This is a genomic window from Phaeobacter gallaeciensis (assembly GCF_001678945.1).
Taxonomy (GTDB): Bacteria; Pseudomonadota; Alphaproteobacteria; order Rhodobacterales; family Rhodobacteraceae; genus Phycobacter; species Phycobacter gallaeciensis_A.
The window spans coordinates 1,767,451-1,785,396 of record NZ_CP015124.1 but is presented as its reverse complement, the minus strand read 5'-3'; the positions used below and the strand labels follow the sequence as shown (position 1 = coordinate 1,785,396).

The 17,946-nt window shown below is 63.0% G+C and carries 20 protein-coding genes; 8 read left to right on the top strand and 12 right to left on the bottom strand.

Features of this window, described 5'->3' with window-relative positions; all coding sequences use genetic code 11:
* Nucleotides 1-18 precede the first annotated feature (18 nt).
* The 7 genes from JL2886_RS08620 to mbfA form a co-directional block, all read right to left on the bottom strand.
* Nucleotides 19-981 (bottom strand): DMT family transporter, encoded by a 963-nt coding sequence (locus JL2886_RS08620; protein WP_065271636.1) that lies wholly within the window; start codon nt 979-981, stop codon nt 19-21.
* Nucleotides 982-1,075: 94 nt separating this feature from the next.
* Nucleotides 1,076-1,531, bottom strand: a complete 456-nt coding sequence (locus JL2886_RS08615) for a YaiI/YqxD family protein (RefSeq protein WP_065271635.1) — start codon at nt 1,529-1,531, stop codon at nt 1,076-1,078.
* Nucleotides 1,528-2,991: a Si-specific NAD(P)(+) transhydrogenase gene (gene sthA, locus JL2886_RS08610; protein WP_065271634.1), complete on the bottom strand. Its 1,464-nt coding sequence runs from the start codon at nt 2,989-2,991 to the stop codon at nt 1,528-1,530. The genes JL2886_RS08615 and sthA overlap by 4 nt, the downstream gene beginning before the upstream one ends.
* Nucleotides 2,992-3,012: 21 nt before the next feature.
* A complete protein-coding gene (gene fghA, locus JL2886_RS08605; RefSeq protein ID WP_065271633.1) occupies nt 3,013-3,846 on the bottom strand; it encodes an S-formylglutathione hydrolase in 834 nt (277 codons plus the stop codon).
* Between the two features lie 134 nt (nt 3,847-3,980).
* Nucleotides 3,981-4,910, bottom strand: coding sequence for an AEC family transporter (locus JL2886_RS08600; RefSeq protein WP_065271632.1), 930 nt, complete (start codon nt 4,908-4,910; stop codon nt 3,981-3,983).
* Between the two features lie 178 nt (nt 4,911-5,088).
* Nucleotides 5,089-5,250 (bottom strand): hypothetical protein, encoded by a 162-nt coding sequence (locus JL2886_RS19430; protein ID WP_156767918.1) that lies wholly within the window; start codon nt 5,248-5,250, stop codon nt 5,089-5,091.
* A gap of 638 nt (nt 5,251-5,888) precedes the next feature.
* Nucleotides 5,889-6,863 (bottom strand): iron exporter MbfA, encoded by a 975-nt coding sequence (gene mbfA / locus JL2886_RS08595; protein WP_065271631.1) that lies wholly within the window; start codon nt 6,861-6,863, stop codon nt 5,889-5,891.
* Between the two features lie 230 nt (nt 6,864-7,093).
* Here mbfA and JL2886_RS08590 point away from each other — a divergent pair, with 230 nt between their 5' ends.
* A complete protein-coding gene (locus JL2886_RS08590) occupies nt 7,094-7,711 on the top strand; it encodes a TetR/AcrR family transcriptional regulator (RefSeq protein WP_065271630.1) in 618 nt (205 codons plus the stop codon).
* A gap of 102 nt (nt 7,712-7,813) precedes the next feature.
* On the opposite strand, the gene JL2886_RS08585 is transcribed toward JL2886_RS08590, so the two are convergent.
* Nucleotides 7,814-8,311: a c-type cytochrome gene (locus JL2886_RS08585; RefSeq protein WP_237028443.1), complete on the bottom strand. Its 498-nt coding sequence runs from the start codon at nt 8,309-8,311 to the stop codon at nt 7,814-7,816.
* Nucleotides 8,312-8,432: 121 nt separating this feature from the next.
* Between JL2886_RS08585 and JL2886_RS08580 the strand changes: the two genes are divergently transcribed.
* The 5 genes from JL2886_RS08580 to JL2886_RS08565 all read left to right on the top strand — a co-directional run bounded on the left by JL2886_RS08580 (nt 8,433) and on the right by JL2886_RS08565 (nt 11,840).
* On the top strand, nt 8,433-10,154 hold the full coding sequence (locus tag JL2886_RS08580; RefSeq protein ID WP_065271628.1) for a Y-family DNA polymerase: 1,722 nt from the start codon (nt 8,433-8,435) through the stop codon (nt 10,152-10,154).
* A gap of 87 nt (nt 10,155-10,241) precedes the next feature.
* Nucleotides 10,242-10,988: an ArsR/SmtB family transcription factor gene (locus JL2886_RS08575; RefSeq protein WP_065271627.1), complete on the top strand. Its 747-nt coding sequence runs from the start codon at nt 10,242-10,244 to the stop codon at nt 10,986-10,988.
* The gene (locus JL2886_RS19700; RefSeq protein ID WP_237028442.1) at nt 10,981-11,265 is read left to right on the top strand and encodes a hypothetical protein; all 285 of its coding nucleotides are present in this window, start codon (nt 10,981-10,983) and stop codon (nt 11,263-11,265) included. Before JL2886_RS08575 ends, JL2886_RS19700 begins: the two co-directional genes overlap by 8 nt.
* Nucleotides 11,246-11,464: a hypothetical protein gene (locus tag JL2886_RS19695; RefSeq protein ID WP_237028441.1), complete on the top strand. Its 219-nt coding sequence runs from the start codon at nt 11,246-11,248 to the stop codon at nt 11,462-11,464. The genes JL2886_RS19700 and JL2886_RS19695 overlap by 20 nt, the downstream gene beginning before the upstream one ends.
* Before the next feature lie 31 nt (nt 11,465-11,495).
* On the top strand, nt 11,496-11,840 hold the full coding sequence (locus JL2886_RS08565) for a DUF2794 domain-containing protein (RefSeq protein WP_065271626.1): 345 nt from the start codon (nt 11,496-11,498) through the stop codon (nt 11,838-11,840).
* A 36-nt stretch (nt 11,841-11,876) separates the two neighbouring features.
* Here JL2886_RS08565 and JL2886_RS08560 read toward each other — a convergent pair whose 3' ends face one another.
* The 3 genes from JL2886_RS08560 to JL2886_RS08550 form a co-directional block, all read right to left on the bottom strand.
* On the bottom strand, nt 11,877-12,647 hold the full coding sequence (locus tag JL2886_RS08560) for a C40 family peptidase (protein ID WP_237028440.1): 771 nt from the start codon (nt 12,645-12,647) through the stop codon (nt 11,877-11,879).
* Nucleotides 12,644-14,047, bottom strand: coding sequence for a leucyl aminopeptidase family protein (locus tag JL2886_RS08555; protein WP_065271625.1), 1,404 nt, complete (start codon nt 14,045-14,047; stop codon nt 12,644-12,646). Before JL2886_RS08555 ends, JL2886_RS08560 begins: the two co-directional genes overlap by 4 nt.
* A gap of 124 nt (nt 14,048-14,171) precedes the next feature.
* Nucleotides 14,172-14,531 carry a hypothetical protein gene (locus JL2886_RS08550; RefSeq protein ID WP_065271624.1) on the bottom strand — a complete coding sequence of 120 codons (360 nt, stop codon included), beginning with the start codon at nt 14,529-14,531 and terminating at the stop codon, nt 14,172-14,174.
* A gap of 177 nt (nt 14,532-14,708) precedes the next feature.
* On the opposite strand from JL2886_RS08550, the gene JL2886_RS08545 reads away from it, so the two are divergent.
* Entirely contained in the window at nt 14,709-15,359 is a 651-nt protein-coding gene (locus JL2886_RS08545; protein ID WP_065273602.1) for a carbonic anhydrase, read from the top strand.
* 40 nt (nt 15,360-15,399) lie between these two features.
* On the opposite strand, the gene JL2886_RS08540 is transcribed toward JL2886_RS08545, so the two are convergent.
* Nucleotides 15,400-16,551, bottom strand: coding sequence for a DUF3095 domain-containing protein (locus JL2886_RS08540; protein WP_065271623.1), 1,152 nt, complete (start codon nt 16,549-16,551; stop codon nt 15,400-15,402).
* 150 nt (nt 16,552-16,701) lie between these two features.
* On the opposite strand from JL2886_RS08540, the gene JL2886_RS08535 reads away from it, so the two are divergent.
* On the top strand, nt 16,702-17,877 hold the full coding sequence (locus JL2886_RS08535; protein ID WP_065271622.1) for an MFS transporter: 1,176 nt from the start codon (nt 16,702-16,704) through the stop codon (nt 17,875-17,877).
* The last annotated feature ends 69 nt before the right edge of the window (nt 17,878-17,946 follow it).

The following is a 17,946-nucleotide window of genomic DNA, read 5'->3' as shown; positions in this document are numbered from 1 at the left end:
GCTTCCTGTTCCGTTACATTACCCGGCCGAGCGTGGGCGCGGGCGGGCCACCGGGCGGCTGCGCCGGGTTTCCCGCCAGACTGAAACAAGGCCGGCGCCGATGATCAAGGCCGAACCGGCCCAGACCGGCAGATCGGGCCATTCATCGAACACCAGAACGCCCCAGAGCACGGCCATCGGCATGGCGATATACTCAAACGGCGCGGCCAGTCCTGCTTCGTTCAGCCGGTAGGCCTGGCTGACCAGATAGCCTCCAACGGATCCGGCCAGTCCGACCCCGATGAACAGCCACCAGTCCTGGGGCGCGGGCCAGACCCAGGCGCGCAGGATGTAATCCACTGCGGCGTTGTCGCCGGTGGCAAACCGCCCGTCACCGGTGAAAAGGCCGACCAGCGCGCTGACCACAAGAAAGCCGAAGGTGGGGTAGAACGACAGGGTCGCCGCCTTGTCGGCGCCGCCCGCCCGGCGGGTCAGCACGTGCAGCGTGGCATAGCCGCAGGCGCCCAGGAATGGCAGGATCGCGGCGGCCTGGAAACTGCCGGGGCCGGGCCGCATGATGATCAGAATGCCAAGGAACCCCACAGCCACTGCACCCCAGCGCCAGGGACCGACGCGTTCCTTCAGCACAACGACCGACAGGGCAGTCACGATCAGCGGCGTGGCAAAGGCGATGGCGACGGCCTCGGCGATGGGCATGATGGCCAGCCCGGTGAAGAAGCAGATGTTGGCAAACAGCACCGCGCAGCAGCGCATCAGGTGCAGTTTCGGCTGCCGGGTGCGCAGGATGTTAAATCCCCCTTCGAGGGGAATAATCACCGCCGCCAGCACCAGAAGCGCCACCACAGAGCGGACCATGACCACCTGATAAAGGGGGTAGTCCCCGGACAGGAATTTGAAGATCACGTCGATGACGGAGAAACTGATGGCCGATCCGGCGGCGGCCAGAAGCCCCAGAACGCTGACTTTGATTTCCTGACTCATGGGCCCCCCCTGCACGCTTGCCTGATCAGTGACGGAGTTGCCTCTCCGCCGCAAGGCTCTGGGTGAGACTTTGTTGCCGGAAAATTGTTTTCGTTCAGGACTTTTTGGCGGCCCGGATCTCGCGCTCCAGACTGTCCAGAAACCGCGAGCGGTCCGCTTTGGTGAAGCCCTTGCCGCTGCCCCCCGCGCCAAGCGGGTTGGCGGCGCGCAGATCGGCCATCAGGTCGCGCATCGCCAGCTGCTGGCCAATGTTGGCCTCGGTGAAGCGTTCGCCATTGTGGCGCAGTACCCGGGCGCCGGTCTCGATGCATTTGGCGGCGAGAGGGATATCGCCGGTCACCACCACATCGCCCGGTCCGCAGCGTTCGGCGATCCACATATCGGCCACATCGGCGCCTTCGGAGACGATCACGGTTTCCACCAGCGGATTGGCCGAGGGGCGCAAGCCGCCGTTGGAGACCACGAACATCTTCAGCCCGTGACGGGTGGCGACCCGCTCGGCCTCTGCCTTGACCGGGCAGGCGTCGGCATCGATGAAAAGCGCGCTCACTCTTTCGCCTTTTTAGGCTCTGATTTCTCGGGCGCTTTGGTCGGCTGCTTCACCTTGAACTCATCCGGGATGGGCATCCGGTTGAAGGCATCCAGACCCGCGATCTTGTAGGCTTCGGCCAGGGTCGGGTAGTTGAAGGTGTTCTGGACGAAGTATTCCACCGTGCCCTGAAGGTTCAGCACCGCCTGGGCAATGTGAATAAGCTCGGTCGCGCCTTCGCCGACGATCTGCACGCCCAGCACCCGGCGGGTTTTGAGGGAGAACAGCATCTTCAGCATGCCGTGTTCCAGCCCCATGATATGCCCGCGGGAGGTTTCGCGGAACCGCGCGATTCCGACCTCATAGGGCACACCGCGCTCCTGTAGCTCTTCCTCGGACATGCCGCAGGTGGAGATTTCCGGCACCGAGTAGATGCCATAGGGGAACCAGGGGCTTTCGGGTACGGTGGGCGTCTCCAGCGCGTGACAGGCGGCGACGCGGCCCTGCTGCAGGGATGTGGAGGCGAGCGAGGGGTGCCCGATCACATCGCCGGTGGCATACACATGCGGCACCGAGGTCTGGTAGGTCTTGCGCTCGACGCTGATGCGGCCTCGGTGGTCGGTCTCCAGCCCCACGGCCTTGAGGTTAAGATTGTCGGTATTGCCCATGCGTCCGGCCGCGAACAGCAGCATTTCACCGCGCACATGGCGGCCATTGGCCATGCTGACCTCGATATGGCTGCCTTCGTCCTCGATCTTCTCGATGGCCGAGCCAAGCCGTAGGTCGACACCGTTTTCGCGGATCTGATGGGTGAAATCCTCGATGATGGTGCGGTCGATGAAATCCAGGAAGGTCTCGCGCGGCTCGATCAGGGTCACTCGCACATCAAGCGCCGAGAACATGGTGGCATATTCCACGCCGATGACCCCGGCACCGACCACGATCAGCGAGCGCGGGATTTCCTCCATTTCCAGGAACTCGTCGCCATCGACCACGGTCTTGCCGTTAAAGGGCACGTCATCGGGGCGATAGGTGCGGGTGCCGGTGGCGATCAGGAATTTCTCGCCGGTGATCCGAGTGGTGTCGCCGGCCTCTGTCGCCACTTCAATCTCGTTTGGACCGGTAAAGCGCGCAAGCCCTGCCAGCCAGTCCACGTGGTTGCGGTTGAACTGGTGCTCCAGCACGTCTACCTCGTGGTCCAGCGTCATGTGGAGGCGCGCCTTCAGGTCCTCGGCGTCGATCTGATCCTTCACCCGGTAGGCGCGGCCGTAGAAACTGCGCTCGCGCCAGCCGGTGAGGTTCAGCACCGTTTCCCGCAGGGTTTTCGACGGCACCGTGCCGGTGTGCACCGAAACGCCCCCCAGCCGGTCCTTGCGGTCGATGACCAGCACCCGCCGTTTGAGTTTCCCGGCCTGAATGGCGGCAGTCCGGCCCGAGGGGCCAGAGCCGATGATGACAAGATCGTAGTCGTACTGGCTCATGTGGTTCGGTCCTTTTGCGGATCAGTCCCGGTACAGCGCCTCGGCGTGAAACGAGACATGCTCTTCCATGAAGGTGGAGATGAAGAAATAGCTGTGGTCATAGCCCGGTTGCAGCCGCAGCGTGGCCTGCTGGCGGCGTTCGGCGACAGCCTGTGACAGGGCTTCGGGGCGCAGCAGCTCATAGAACTGGTCGGCGGTGCCAGTGTCGACAAGAACCGGTCCGTCAAAACCGGTGTCGCGCATCATCAGGCTGGCGTCATGTTTCGCCCATGCCGCCTCATCCGCGCCCAGATAGGCGGTCAGCTGCTTGCGGCCCCAGTCGCTGGCGGTCGGGTTGCAGATCGGCGCAAAGGCCGAGACCGAGCGGAACCGGCCCGGCAGGTTCATCGCCAGCGTCAGCGCGCCATGGCCGCCCATGGAGTGGCCGGAGATCGCTTGCCGCTCCAGATCGACCGAGAAGTTTGCGCCCAGAAAGGCGGGCAGTTCTTCGGCGATATAGTCCCACATCTGGTAATGCGGCGCCCAGGGATCCTGGGTTGCATTCACGTAGAACCCCGCGCCCTTGCCCAGGTCGTAGTTTTCATCGTCAGCCACATCATCGCCGCGCGGCGAGGTGTCGGGGAAAACAATGGCGATGCCCTGCTCGGCGCACCAGGCCTGCGCGCCCGCCTTGGTCATGGCGTTTTCATGGGTGCAGGTCAGCCCGGACAGGAACCACAGGAGCGGCACCGGACCATCCTTTGCCTCTTCCGGCAGGAACAGGCCAAAGGTCATATCGCAGTTGGTGACCGTGCTCTTGTGCCGGTAGACGCCCTGCACGCCGCCAAAGCATTTGTTTTCCGATACGGTTTCCATGGTGAGGCTCCTTGCAAATGAGTGCCTATCAGCTACCCGCCGACGGGGGCCGGGTCCAGTGTCGCGGCGCCCTGTCGCAGCCTTTTTGCGTCAGAAGCTTTGCAAAAGACTGAATGCTGGCCGGTTGGTGGAGATTAAAGTCCAGACGCCCAGGCGATAGCCAGCGGTACGGTCAGGATCGACAGCGCGGTCGAAATCAGAATCGCCGCTGAAACCCGGTGCGGCGCGACGTTGTAATGCTGCGCCAGCATGTAGACATTGCCCGCCACCGGCAGCGAGGCTGCCGCGATGGCCACCGAGGCCGGAAAGCTGGCGACGGGCACCAGCCACAACACGCCAATGGCAACGCAGAGCGGATGCAGCACCAGCTTGGCAAAGCTGAGCCAGACGGCAACCTGCATGCGCTCGGCCGATTTCGAGGCCAGCGAGGCGCCGATGGCAAAAAGCGCGCCGGGGGTGGCGGCGCCGCCGAGGATCGACAGGAAATCATTGACCGGCGCCGGGATCGGCTGCGCCGAGGCGGACCAGGCCAGCCCGGCGACGATGGCCACGATCATCGGATTTCGCACTAGTCCCATTGCGACCAGTTTCAGGGTGCGCGGCCCCAGACCTGATCCGCGCCCGGCATTGATCAGGATGACGATGAGCGAGGAGAACACCACCAGATCGACGCTCAGCACCACCATCATCGGCCCGATGGAGGCTTCGCCGAACAGGATCGCCATCATCGGCAACCCGAGGAAGCCGACGTTGCCGATGGCGGCGCATTGCGCCTCGACCGCTGCGGTGGGCACATCCAGACCCCTGAGGGCCGCCACCGCCGTGGCGATAAGGTAGACCGCGACGGTGCCTGCCAGATAGCCGAGGATCAGGTTGGGATCGAAGACCTCGGCAAAGGACAGGTTGGCGGCAAAGCGGAAAATCATCGCCGAAAGTGGGAAGAAGAAGACAAATTTCGTCAGATAGGCCGTGGCCTCTTCGGTGAAGAACCGCGTGCGCCCGGCCCAGTAGCCAAGGCCGATGATCGCAAAGAAGGGCAGGGTTCTGAAGAATATGTCAGCCATCGCTGAACTGGTAACCTGATTTTACCAAAACGAAAAGCCTGATTGCGTCGGCTGGCATTTTCGGCCCGGGTTTGCAGTAGGCTGGTGGATGTACTGGCCGTAACGGCATTCGGGACCATCAAACAGGCGGTGAGGGAGGAGATAGAGGCCCCCCTCAAAGGCGCCTGACCAATATGTTTTAGCCGAGGATCATCCACCAGAACGCCAAACCGGCTGCGACGGTGAAGCCGATCAATGCAGGGCTGCTGGTGCGCATTAGAATGCTCACCTCTCCAATACGCGTCTTACTTTTGATGCCTAGGAGGTTGGATTTCTGTTGTTTGCAGGAAGATTTGTTCATTAGTCATCCTATTGTTGACAGTTCTCAAGGGGCCAAACGCTGGTTTCTGTCAGATGCTTCCTGCGTCGGCCCGTGACAGAAAATACCGTGTTCCCGGATCACAAAGCCATCTGGAAATCCCTGTGGGCTAATTCGTGGATAGCCTGTGGAAAACGGGCTTTCGTCCCTTGGGGGTACTGAGGCAGTAGACGCACAACAGGCGACGTGCTGTACGTCGTGTAGTGAATTGAAACTACTTTAAAACTATATGTTTTTTTGATTTCTGCAAAATCGAACTGCCTGTCTGACATTGGGAAACAAGTAGCGGTACGTTGGATCGCCGGGGTGTTGTCAGGATATGTCTGGCGAAACCTCGCGGCTTTCAAGCCCGCCGCAGCAGTGACTGCGATTAGGGTAAGGCGCGCCCCTCCCGCCCGTCGCCTCTTCATGAAACATGCAGGGCTCCCGTTGGACCGCGCCGCGCTGGCGCACGGCAGGGATATGCTTTGGCTATGGTTTTTCCTGCTTCGGCCTGTGCCCCGGTGGTGATGGTGCGCAACCCGCCGCGCGTCGGCGCGGCGCTATGCCCAACGGGAGGGGGCAGGCCTTGGGCCTGTTGCCGACGGGCGGGAGCATTCCGCCGCTGTAGCTCCGGACGGTCAGCCGCTGCCGATCAGGGCGCCCGCGCCCAGAACCAGTGCTCCCCCCAGAACCACCTGCAGCGTGGCGCGCCAGAACGGTGTCTCCATGTATTTGTTCTGGATCCAGGCAATTGCCCAGAGTTCCACGAACACGATGACAAAGGCGATGGTCGTCGCGGTCCAGAACTCGGGGATCAGATAGGGCAGGGCATGGCCAAGCCCGCCGAGCGTTGTCATCACCCCCGAGGCAATGCCCCGTTTCATCGGCGATCCGCGCCCCGACAGCTCGCCATCGTCCGAGGCTGCCTCGGTAAAGCCCATGGAAATGCCCGCCCCCACAGAGGCAGCAACGCCGACCAGGAAGGTTGTCCAGGTGTCCTGCGTGGCAAAGGCGGTAGCAAAGATCGGCGCCAGGGTGGAGACCGAACCGTCCATCAGCCCGGCCAGCCCCGGCTGCACCCAGGTCAGCACGAACTGCCGGTGCGCGGTGCGGTCTTCCTCAGATCGCGCATCGCCCGTCAGATGCGCCTCTTCCAGCTCGGCGGCGGTGTCGCGGTGACCCGCTTCGGCGGCCGCCAGATCGCCCAGCAATTTGCGGGTGGCGGCATCTTGGGTGCGGGCTGCTGCGGCGAGGTAGAAGCGTTCGGCCTCCGCCTCCATCGCCTTGGCTTCTTCGCGGATCCGCTCAAGGCTGAGGTTCTCCATCAGCCAGATTGGGCGACGGTTGTAATAACCGGCCACGTGTTCCCGCCGGATCAGCGGGATCGCCGGGCCAAACCGCTGTTCATGCAAGGCGATCAGCCGGGTGCGGTGCTCATCCTCTTCGGCGGCCATGCCATCGAACATCTTCGCGGTGGCAGGAAAATCCTCCCGCAGCCGCGCGGCATAGCCGCGATAGATCCGGGCGTCGTCTTCTTCGGATGAAATGGCCAGCGCCAGGATCTCCTGGCCGGTCAGGTCCGAAAACCGTTTTCGCTGTGGAAGAAAGCGCATTTGGGCCTCATCTTTTTAGAATGGTTCTAACCATATGGGCATGAGGACAAAGCGCAAGACCCATCGGCAGAGGCGCGCTGCGGCAGAGTGCAGCATTTGTCGTTGTTGCTCATGCTTTGACGTCGGGTGTTCCGGGTGCTGCTGGAGTGTTGATGACTGGGGAGTTGTTGAACAGCGGATGGGTAGGCTAAAGTGATCCGGTCATCCCGCCAGCGCCACGAGGACCGGTCATGAATGAGCAAGCCAGCATTGTCAGGACCGGACGCAAGTTTGACCAGGTTCTGGAAGGCGCGCGCGAGGTGTTCATGGCCGATGGCTTTGAAGGCGCCAGCGTCGACGATATCGCCCGTGCTGCGGGTGTGTCCAAGGCAACGCTCTATAGCTATTTCCCCGACAAGCGCCTGCTGTTCATGGAAGTTGCCCGCAACGAATGCGCCCGTCAGGCGGATGCGCCGATGGATCTGGCTGGGGCCTGCTGCACACCGCGTGATGTGCTTTGCGCTGCCGGGCGCCACATCCTGTCGGTCAGCCTGTCGGAATTCGGCCTGCGCATGTTCCGGATCTGCGTGGCCGAGGCAGATCGCTTCCCGGATCTTGGGCGCCAGTTCTATGAAAGTGGGCCGATGGTGGTCAGGGCCCGGCTGCGCGATTACCTGAAAGGCGCGGCTGCACGGGGGGAATTGCAGATCGAGGATTTCGACCTTGCCGCGGATCAGTTTGCCGAATTGTGCCGGGCCGATCTGGTGCCGCGTCTGATCTTCAACATCGATACCGAGTTTTCGGCCGAAGAGCGCGAGCGGGTGATCGCAGGGGCGGTGGAGCTGTTCTTGGCCCGTTATGGTGGCTGACCAGGACGAGCCTGTCCTTAGTCTGTGTCGCCTGCTCCGGCGCAGCGCAGTGCCGTTGATGGAGGCCCGCCCTCTGGGCGGCCCTCCTGTGTCACGTCTCCCTCAGTGGGTGATGAAATCGTTGGGCGCATTCCGGTAGGTTTCGTGGCAGCTGAGGCAAGCCTGCACCATGCTCGGCACCGTCCGCAGCAGTCCGTTCAGGGTATATGCGTTCAGCTGTTTGGCGGCATCCTTGGCGGTCTCTGCCCGGGTTTCGAAATCATCCCATTGTTGCCAGATCAGCGGGTTGGCGTGTGAATTGGGATCCATGCGCGGTTTCTTGAACCGTTTGCGGATGTCGCCTGTTGTTTTCACCAGCGTGCGCCGGGCGGCCTTGGCCTTGGAGGCGTTAAAGCTGGTGCGCCCGGCCATCATGTCAGCCAGCGTGGTAATGGCCGCTTTCTGGGTAGCCATCAGCTCGACCCGCCGCTTGACGTGCTTGTCTGCGATCGGTGCGGCTGCATCCAGTTGCGCACCTGCCAGGGCCAGACCCAGCACCAGAAGGACAGGAATACTGCGCAAGCCGCGCGGCGAGACAGAGGGCATGAGCGGATGCGTCATGAGCGCGGCTCCTGTGTGTGGGGGTGGATTGACCGAATCGAATGATTGGAACAAATGTAGAACATAGGCGGTGCCGACTGCTTGTTTTCGAAAATTTTGGACCATCAAACCGGATCGTGTCATGTCCCATCGCCGCATATTGTCGCTCTGGTTTCCGCGTCTCGGAGCAGAGCGTGTGATGCGCGCGGGGCGTGGCAGTCTTGCCGGGCCTCTGGCCATTGTGGAGGAACTTTCCAACACACAGGTTATTTCTGCGTTAAATGAGGCGGCCGAGGCCGAGGGGCTTTTTGTTGGGCAGCCGCTGCGTGATGCCCATGCCATTTGCGCTACGCTCTTGACTCGTAAGCGCAATATTCCGGCGGAAACGGCATTTTTGATGGCTCTTGGGCGCTGGGCGGGCAAGTTCAGCCCCTGGGTTGCGCCGCAGGTCCCGGATGAAATCAATCTCGACATGACCGGCTGTTCACATCTTTTTGATGGCGAGGCGGCCCTGCTGACGCAGATCGATGCGGACTGCGCGGACATGGGGATCACGGTGCGGATGGGGCTGGCCGATACACTGGGCGCGGCCTGGGCGCTGGCGCGCTATGCAGGGCAGGCGGCCGGGCTGCCGGTGGACCGGTCCGGCGATGCCATCGATCAGGAGGCCCGCGCCACCCGCGCCCGCGCAGCCCGCATATCTGTACGCCCGGCGGCGCCGGGGCAAGGGGCGCCTTCGGGCAAGGCGGGGCGCAGGCACTGGACCCGGGGTGGTGCGGCACCGCAGGCGGTCGAGCTGTCGCAGCAGCCCGAACGGATCGCGCCGGTGGGGCAGGCGCACCGGGTGCTGGCGCCCCTGCCGGTGGCGGCCCTGCGGCTGGAGGCATCAGCCGTGGCGCAGCTGGGCCGACTTGGCTTGCGGCAGATCGGCGATCTTCTGGATCAGCCCCGGGCCAGTCTGGCGCGGCGCTTTGGCCGGGGGCTGGTGCTGCGGCTTGATCAGGCCATGGGCAGTACCCCGGAACCGGTCTCCCCGGCGGGGGTGCCTGACAGTTTTGCGGTGCGCCTGACCCTGCCCGAGCCGATCGGCCTGGTGGAGGATCTTCAGGCGGGGATCGACCGAATGCTGCCCCGGCTTTGCGCCTTGCTTGAGGAACGCGGCAAGGGCGCGCGTCTGCTGCGGCTTGAGGCGCACCGGGTCGATCAGGCAGCCCAGATCGTGACCGTCGGTCTGGCGCGACCCAGCCGGGACCCGGACCGCATCCGGCCGCTGCTGGCGATGAAGCTGGAGCAGATCGACGCGGGGTTCGGCATCGAGATGCTGCGTCTTGAGGCCATGCAGGCCGAACCCATCCATGCCCGCACCCAGGCCGGTCATCTGGAGGCCACTGCCGCCGCCAGAACCCGGCAGGCGGGCGGGCAGACCGTGGCGCTGGAAGATCTGATCGGACGTATCGGCGCGCGGGTCGGGCTGGAGGCGATCACCCGGCGCCACCCGGTCGAGACGCATATCCCGGAAAAAACCGCCAAGGTGCTGGCTGCCGCCTGGTCAGAGCCTGCGCAGGACTGGCCTGCGGCGCCCCATGCGCGCCCCTTGTTGCTGTGGCGCCCGGAACTGGTGATGGCCCCGGATGTGCCCCAGGTGCCCGAACGGTTCCGTTGGCGCGGGCGCGACTGGGAGCTGGCCACCGCCGAAGGCCCCGAGCGCATCGCCCCGGAATGGTGGTTGGAGGATCCGAACTGGCGCAGCGGAGTGCGCGATTACTGGGTGGTGGTGACCACCTGCGGGGCCCGGTTGTGGGTGTTCTTTGCCCATGGCGCGGCGCTGTCGCGGGGCTGGTTCTGCCAAGGCAGCTTTGCCTGAACGCGCCCGGCCTGCAGGGGTGATCCTTCGCTCTGCGCCGAAGTCTTTGTCCTTGGGGCCGGGGGCAGCAGCGCCTAGGGTTATGACATGAACAAACCAGACCCGCATAAGCCCCCGCAGACCCCGCGCTTTGACATTCTGGGGCAGGCCATTGGCGATGCCAGCCGCACCCGGATGCTGTGTGAGCTGATGGAGGGGCGGGCCTATACCAACAAAGAGCTTGCCGCAGCCGCCGGGATCATGCCGCAGACGGCGACCGCGCATTTGCGGATGTTGCAGGAGGCCGGGCTGGTGGTGGCGGAGAAACGGGGCCGCTGTGTTTATCACCGGCTGTCCGGGGTCGAGGTTGCCCAGGCGCTGGAACAGCTGGCCGCAATCGCCCCTGCCGACAGTCTGTATCTGGCGCAGCGCCGCAAGGCGGGTGGACTGGCCGAGGTGCGCAGCTGCTATGATCATCTGGCCGGGCCGCTGGCGGTGGCGATGACGCAGGCCTTATTGCGCCGGGGGATGCTGGTGGAGCGGGATGGCGGGTTCGATACCGTCCCATCCGATCTGTGGGCGCCGCTTGGGGTCACCCTGCCGGATCCGCAACGCAGCATGCGCCAGCCCTTTGCCCGGCCCTGTCTCGACTGGACCGAACGGCGGCTGCATGTGGCGGGACCGCTGGGGCGGCAACTGCTGTCTCATGCGCTGGAGCGCGGCTGGATGCTGCGCCGCCACCACAAACGGGGGCTGACCCTCACCGCGCCGGGCCGCAGGGCGCTGCAGCAGATCCTGGGGCTGGAGTTGTCCGGAAGCGCGACGGAACTGAGTGGGGGAGGACCCCATGTCTGAAACCAGATCTGACAGGCAGGATCAACGCTACACCGTTCAGACCGGCACCCGGCTGCTGGTGCAGGTGCCAAAGGGTGACGCCGCAAAGGTGATGGATGCGATTATCTCCTGCGATCCGCTGCGCTGGGGCGATTATGATCAGGTGGGGTTCACCACCGCGACGGGGGTGCAGCAGTTCCGCTCGCGTCCGGGCGGGGTCAACCGGGCCAGCCAGCGGAGCGGCGGTCGAGGTGCCTTGCGTCGAAGTGCAGGTCTTTGTGCCGCAGACTGGTGCTGATCTCGATCCGCTGCTGCGGGCGATCTATGACGTTCACCCTTATGAAGAGCCGGTGATCCAGCTGCTTGCGGCCAGCCGCACCCTGCATATCCGCGGACAGGACGAAGGCAATCCCAACCGGTTCTGGAACCGGGCGGATGCGGATTGGGTGCCCGATGTGCATCGCAGCGATGGGGGCGTGCGCGCCGAAACCGCTTGATTCCCGCCCGGATTGACGCGAACCTGATATCATGAGCTTTCAAAACACGGCGTCATTCCCCGGGGCTGGCATCCCAGAACAGGTTTCATTCGACCGCAAGGAACTGTCGGTGATCCTTTCCCTTTACGGTCGCATGGTCGCTGCGGGGGAGTGGCGGGACTACGGGATTTCCTCGCTGCGGGAATGCGCCGTCTTTTCGGTGTTCCGGCGCACCGCTGAACACCCGCTCTACCGGATCGAAAAACGCCCCAAGCTGCGCAACCGTCAAGGGCAGTATTCGGTGGTGGGCATCGACGGCCAGATCCTGAAGCGCGGGCACGATCTGAAAACCGTGCTGCGGGTGCTGGAGCGCAAGCTGATCCGCGCCGTCGACTGAGCCTTTTACCGGCCCCCCAAACCAGGAGGCTCCTTTTCAGGATAAACGTTTGTGCGCAGTGACGGGGCCATCGCCCTGTTCGGCGATCCGGGTGATCGCGGCCTGCAGGGGTTCGATCGCCACGGCCATGTCATGGGCATTGGCGTGGATGATGCTCTCGCCGTCGCGCACCAGGGCAACATGGCCTTTCCAGAACAACAGATCACCGCGCATATAGGTGCTGCCTTCGGGCAGGGCGCGGCCCAGATCCCGCTCTTGCGGGCCGCTGTCGCCGGGGCACGCAATGCCGCAGGCCATCAGCGCGGCTTGCACCAGCCCGGAACAGTCGATGCCAAAGCGGCTGTCGCCGCCCCAGAGGTAGGGCGTGCCAAGGAACCCTTCGGCCACCGTGACCGGATCCTGCATCAGGCTGCCGATGGGCATCAGATGCGTGGCGGGGACATGCCCCAGTTCAGTTGCCGCGAAACGCCCGGAGGTCTCGCTGACCCGCAGCAGGCTGCCAAAGCTGAGGCTGCATTGGTCCGCCGATTTGAAATCACCTTGCGCATAGGCATGGGTCGCCGGGGCGCTGACCCAATGGGTTGCTTCCAGCGGAGCGGTCAGGGCCGCCACCGGGACATAGCCGGTATATCCATCCTTCTCGGCCCGGATCTGCGCCCAGCCATCCTGTGAGCTGAGAATCAAGACCGGCGCCCCATAAAGAAACTGCCGGTCGCGCGGGCCATCGGGACGTCGCAGAACATCGACAACCGGAAGGGCGATTCGCGCGCGCTCCTGCGCAGCGGTGTCCATCACGGGGCCGCTCATAAGTTCAACATCTCCGGCAGCGCGGCAAAGATCGCCCGCGCGCCCTGACCGACACCGCCCTTGGGGCGGGCAGGGGCAGCGCTGGGCGTCCAGCCATAGATGTCGAAATGCATGTAGCGGCTGCTGCCCGCAAAGCGGCGCAGGAACAGAGCTGCGGTGATAGAGCCGGCAAAGCCGCCGGCAGGCGCGTTGTCGAGATCGGCAATGCCGGGTTCGATCATCGTCTCATAAGGGTCGTGGAAAGGCATGCGCCAGACTGGATCAGCCATCTGCCCCGCCGTGCCTGCAATGGCAGCGGCATCCGCATCGGCGCTGGCGTAAAAGGGCGCCAGATCCGGTCCCACAGCCACCCGCGCGGCGCCGGTCAGCGTCGCCATGGAGATCAGCAGGTCAGGCGTATCCTCATCTGCCAGTGTCAGGGCATCGGCCAGCACCAGACGGCCCTCGGCGTCGGTGTTGTTGATCTCGACCGTCAGCCCCTTGCGGGAGGTCAGTACATCGCCGGGCCGGAAGGCATTGCCGGAAACCGCATTTTCAACCGCGGGAATCAGCACGCGCAGCTGCACTGGCAGCTCTGCGGCCATGATCATCCGCGCCAGCCCCAGCACGGTGGCAGAGCCGCCCATGTCCTTCTTCATCAACCCCATGCTGCTGCCGGGTTTGAGGTTGAGCCCGCCGGTGTCGAAACAGACGCCTTTACCCACCAGGGTCAGCCTGGGTCCGCTGTCGCCCCAGCGTAGGTCAATGAGGCGGGGGCGCGCTGTGGCGGCCCGGCCAACGGCATGAATCATCGGAAGGTTCTGTTCCAGAAGGTCCTGATCCAGCGTCACCTGTGCCGTGGCGCCGAATTCGCGGGCCAGATCTTCGGCTGCGGCCTGCAGCTGGTCAGGGCCCATATCGGCGGCGGGTGTATTGATCAGATCGCGGGTTAGGCATTCGGCGGCCACCAGCGATTCGACGGCTTTCGCATCGACACCTTCGGGTGCAACCAGAGCAGCACCGGGCGCCTTGGCCTCCTTGTAGCGATCAAAGCGATACTGCGTCATCAGCCAGCCGAAACATTCCTGTTCCAGAGCTGCCTCGGGAATTGCGTTGCCGCCATCGCCCCCGCTTGCAAGTGTATAGATCCCTTCGGGCAGCTTTTCGGCTCCCGCCGCCAGCGTAAACCGCTGACACGCACGCTGTGCTGCGTTGCCGTATCCGGCCAGCGCCATTGCCGGGCCGGTTCCATCGGAGGCCGGAACCAGAAGCACCTGACCGATCGCTCCCTTGAACCCATGTGCCCGCGCCCATCCTGCGACCTGATCTGGCTGGGTTTGCAGCCAGGTTTCGCAGGACGCCTGATCAATAACATAAAGCACAATAGCATTATCGCAGGGTGCGGCAAAAACGGGGGTCATCGGGATACTCCGGTCATGGGGGCTTATTCAGCCGTCAGAGTATCCGTCACCGCGTTGCCTGCAAGCCCTGCGTGAATACAGCCTGTGGGTAGGATTTCGGATTTGGGTTCTGGTCGTGTCGGATTCAGATAGAGAGGTCCTGCTGTTCCCAGACTGCGGTCAGGGATCTTTCGCCAACGCGCAGCAGGCGGAACACCGTTGCCGCAATGGCCGGCGAATCCTTGCTGTCGACGGCGTCGGTCACATCGCCGGCGATGGCCGCCATCGCGGTCATGCCGATCTGATCCGAAATCGCGATCAGTGAGCGCGCGTTCTTGCGCAGATTTTCCATATCATTCTGACGCCACAAGCGTTCGCAATGCGAAAGGCGGACCGCCAGTTCTTCAATTGCACGGCAAACAACGTCCTCGGCTCCGGTTTCGCCCAGCTGTGAATACAGCTCGGAAAGTTTTCCCGGATCCAGACGCACGTTTTCCTTATGCATGACAGTGAGTATATTGGTCACCACATTCACCCCAGTTCACTATGCCCCCACGGCACGATGACCAATTTGACCCTCAAGAGTTGTCAAAAGGTTTCCAGGCTGATGCTGGAATCTCTCGAATTTGCTGACAATGCAGGCTATCACCCCTGTCAGGGTTCAAATCAGGGAATGCACCATATGCAATACGCCAAGCCTCTGCCGAGCTATCTCGTGACGCGTTACCACGGCTGGAAAGCGACGGCTTATCAGGAAAACCAGGGCTGGTACCGGCGTCTGGCTTCCGAAGGGCAGCGCCCGCGCGCGATGGTGATTTCCTGCTGCGACAGCCGCGTTCACGTCACCTCGATCTTTGGCGCGGACCAGGGTGAGTTCTTTATTCATCGCAATATCGCGAATCTGGTGCCGCCCTATGCACCCGATGGCGACCACCACGGCACCAGTGCCACGATCGAATACGCGGTTACGGTACTGAAGGTGGCGCATCTGATCGTGCTGGGTCATTCCCAATGCGGAGGCGTGCAAGGCTGTATCGATATGTGTAAGGGCCACGCGCCCGGGTTGGAGGCGAAGGAAAGTTTCGTCGGTCGCTGGATGGACATCCTGAAGCCGAAGTTCACTTTGGTCGAAGACATCGACGATGCAGAGAATCAGGCGCGCCAGTTCGAGCGTCAGGCGGTTGTCGCATCGCTTGAGAATCTGATGACCTTTCCCTTCATCGAAGAGGCGGTCTCCGAAGGCTCGCTCAGCCTGCATGGTCTGTGGACGGACATCGGTGAAGGTGGTCTGGAATGCTATGATCCCAAAACTGGAGCATTCCAACAGGTCTGAACGGGACTCACATGGGGGGTAAGCTCAGGCCAGAGCCGGTTCAGGACTGGGTCCGGCGTTGCAGGTCAGCGGCGGCTTGGGTGTAGCCGCCCGAAGCCCCATCGACGAAATGCACATGATCATCCCGCATGGCAGAGGGCACGATACAGGTCACCATGGCTGCGTCCTGTTCGTGCAGGCCGAAGCGAATCTGCCCGGCCTGTTGTGTTCTCTCCAACAGGTCCAGAACCCGGTCCCGCACGGCAGGGCTACAATCGACGGTCATCTTCAGCCCGTCATCGAATTTTCGGAAGTCAGAGTTGGCGCTGAGCACGGACAGATAGTGATCGGGATCAAAACTGCCGGTTGGTTTGCCACGCCCGAACAGAAACCTTGCAATGGCGGACCCTGCGGTCAGCCACAGGGCGCGCAAGGACAGCGGGATATAGCCCCGCGAAAGACGCGCTTCGATCATCAGCCCGGGCGGCGGAAACTTCAGAGCGGGGCCGCTGACCGGGACCGGGTGTCCGCTGCGGTCCAGTTGTGCCGTCAGCTCCAGCAGTTCGGATGCAATCTGTGAAAACTGATGCGGTCCGGTGCCTGCAACGGGCAGGACAACCAGCGACATAATCAGCCCGTTGCGGGCGGGCGTATTGCTCCAGCGGCAGGAAAGGCCGGTCAGGTCCGGAGGTTCCTCCGTCTCTGCCGCGCCGATGCTGTAGGCACCCGCCTTCATCTGCTGTTCGGCCCAGGCCAGACCCCCGCCCGAGAACATCGCGTAATCTGCATCCTCGGACACTGCATAGCGGGCAACGGTCACGTTCAACCCCTCGGCGCGGATCCGTTCGATCGGCATCTGTGCCGCCCGCAGGGTGATGCCGAATTCATCTCTGACCCAATCCCGCAGCCGCGCCAGAGTTTCGCGCGCGGTGCCCGCGTGCTCAGGAGCGACCGCAAAGGATGCCCCGTCGCCACCGAAACTATAGGGAAAGGCGGTATCGCCGAGTGTGTTCATCATGGCGGCAATGACCGAGGCGCCCACCATGTTGACGGTCTTGTATTCCCCGGCGGCAATCAGGTCGGTAGAGGCTACGATGTCGGTGCAGCATACCACCCAGTGCTGCGGTAGCGGGACAAAGACCTCTGGACGGGCCAGGGCCGAGAAGGCTCCGTGTTTGGGGAGCTGTTCATAAAACCTGTCCTGCCGTGTCATCGCATCCTTGGCCGTTCCAATCGTTCCGAGGGATATCGGTCTCCAAAGGAATTGTAGTGATCTGGCAAACATGCAAGTTACACCAGCGTAATTTAATGCTCCTCTTGCGACGGGCATGAGCCGCGCAACAGAAGCATCGGGGGGATATGAATGCAGGCGGGATTGATTCTGCTGTGCCTGGCCTATGTGCTGAGCCAGTTTTTCCGAGCTTTTCTGGCGGTTCTCACAGGGGTACTGGGCACTGATCTTGGGGTGAAACCGGACGATCTCGCCTTTGCATCGGGGATGTGGTTCCTGGCCTTCGCGGCGATGCAGTTGCCCGTCGGCTGGGCGCTGGACCATATCGGCCCCAGACGTAGCGCAGCGGTTTTGCTGTTGCTGGGTGGTGGGGGCGGCGCGCTTGTGTTCGCCCTGGCAAGCGGGCCGTTTCACATTGCGGTCGCGATGTTCCTGATCGGGATCGGCTGTTCGCCAGTTCTGATGGCCTCCTATTTCATCTTTGCACAGACCTATCCGCCGGTGCGGTTTGCGACTCTGGCGGCGCTGATGCTTGGGGTTGGATCAGTTGGCAATCTGGTGGCCTCTTATCCCACGGCGCTGGCAGTAGAGCTGGTCGGCTGGCGCGCGACGCTGGTCGGGCTGGCCGCCGTTTCTGCCAGCGTGGCGGCGGGGATCTGGCTGACGGTCAAGGACCCGCCAAAGAGCCATACAGAGGTCAAAGGCTCGGTGCTCGACCTTTTGAAAATGCCGGTGCTCTGGACGATTTTTCCCATCATGCTGGTCAGTTACGCACCGGTAGCTGCGATCCGGGGATTGTGGATCGGTCCCTATTTTTCCGATGTCTACGGGATGGAGACCGGTCAGATCGGGCTGATCACCCTGATCATGGGTGTGGCGATGATCCTCGGCACCTTTGTCTACGGGCCATTGGACCGGATGCTGAGCACGCGCAAATGGGTGATCTGGGGCGGCAGCATGGCGGTGGTTCTTGGCCTTGTGGCCCTGATTGTGCTGACCGGCGCGCCGGTCTGGGTGCCAGTCGCACTGATGGCGGGGATCGGCTTCTTCGGGGCCTCCTTCCCGGTGGTGATCGCCCATGGCCGGGCCTTCGTGCCTGCGCATCTGGTGGGGCGCGGAGTCACGCTCTTGAACTTTTTCGGCATCGGTGGCGTTGGGCTGATGCAATTTGCCAGCGGCCGCATTCACGCAGAGATGGCGCAAGGGAGCGATCCTGCAGCGCCGTACATTGCCCTGTTTGGGTTTTTCGCGGCCTCCCTGCTCCTTGGCTGTGTGATCTATCTGTTCAGCCGTGATAGCCTGGATTGATGGTGATGGTGTGATGGTGGCCCTTTAAATTCTGGCGCAATCCCTATATGACACCGCAGCCGGCCACGA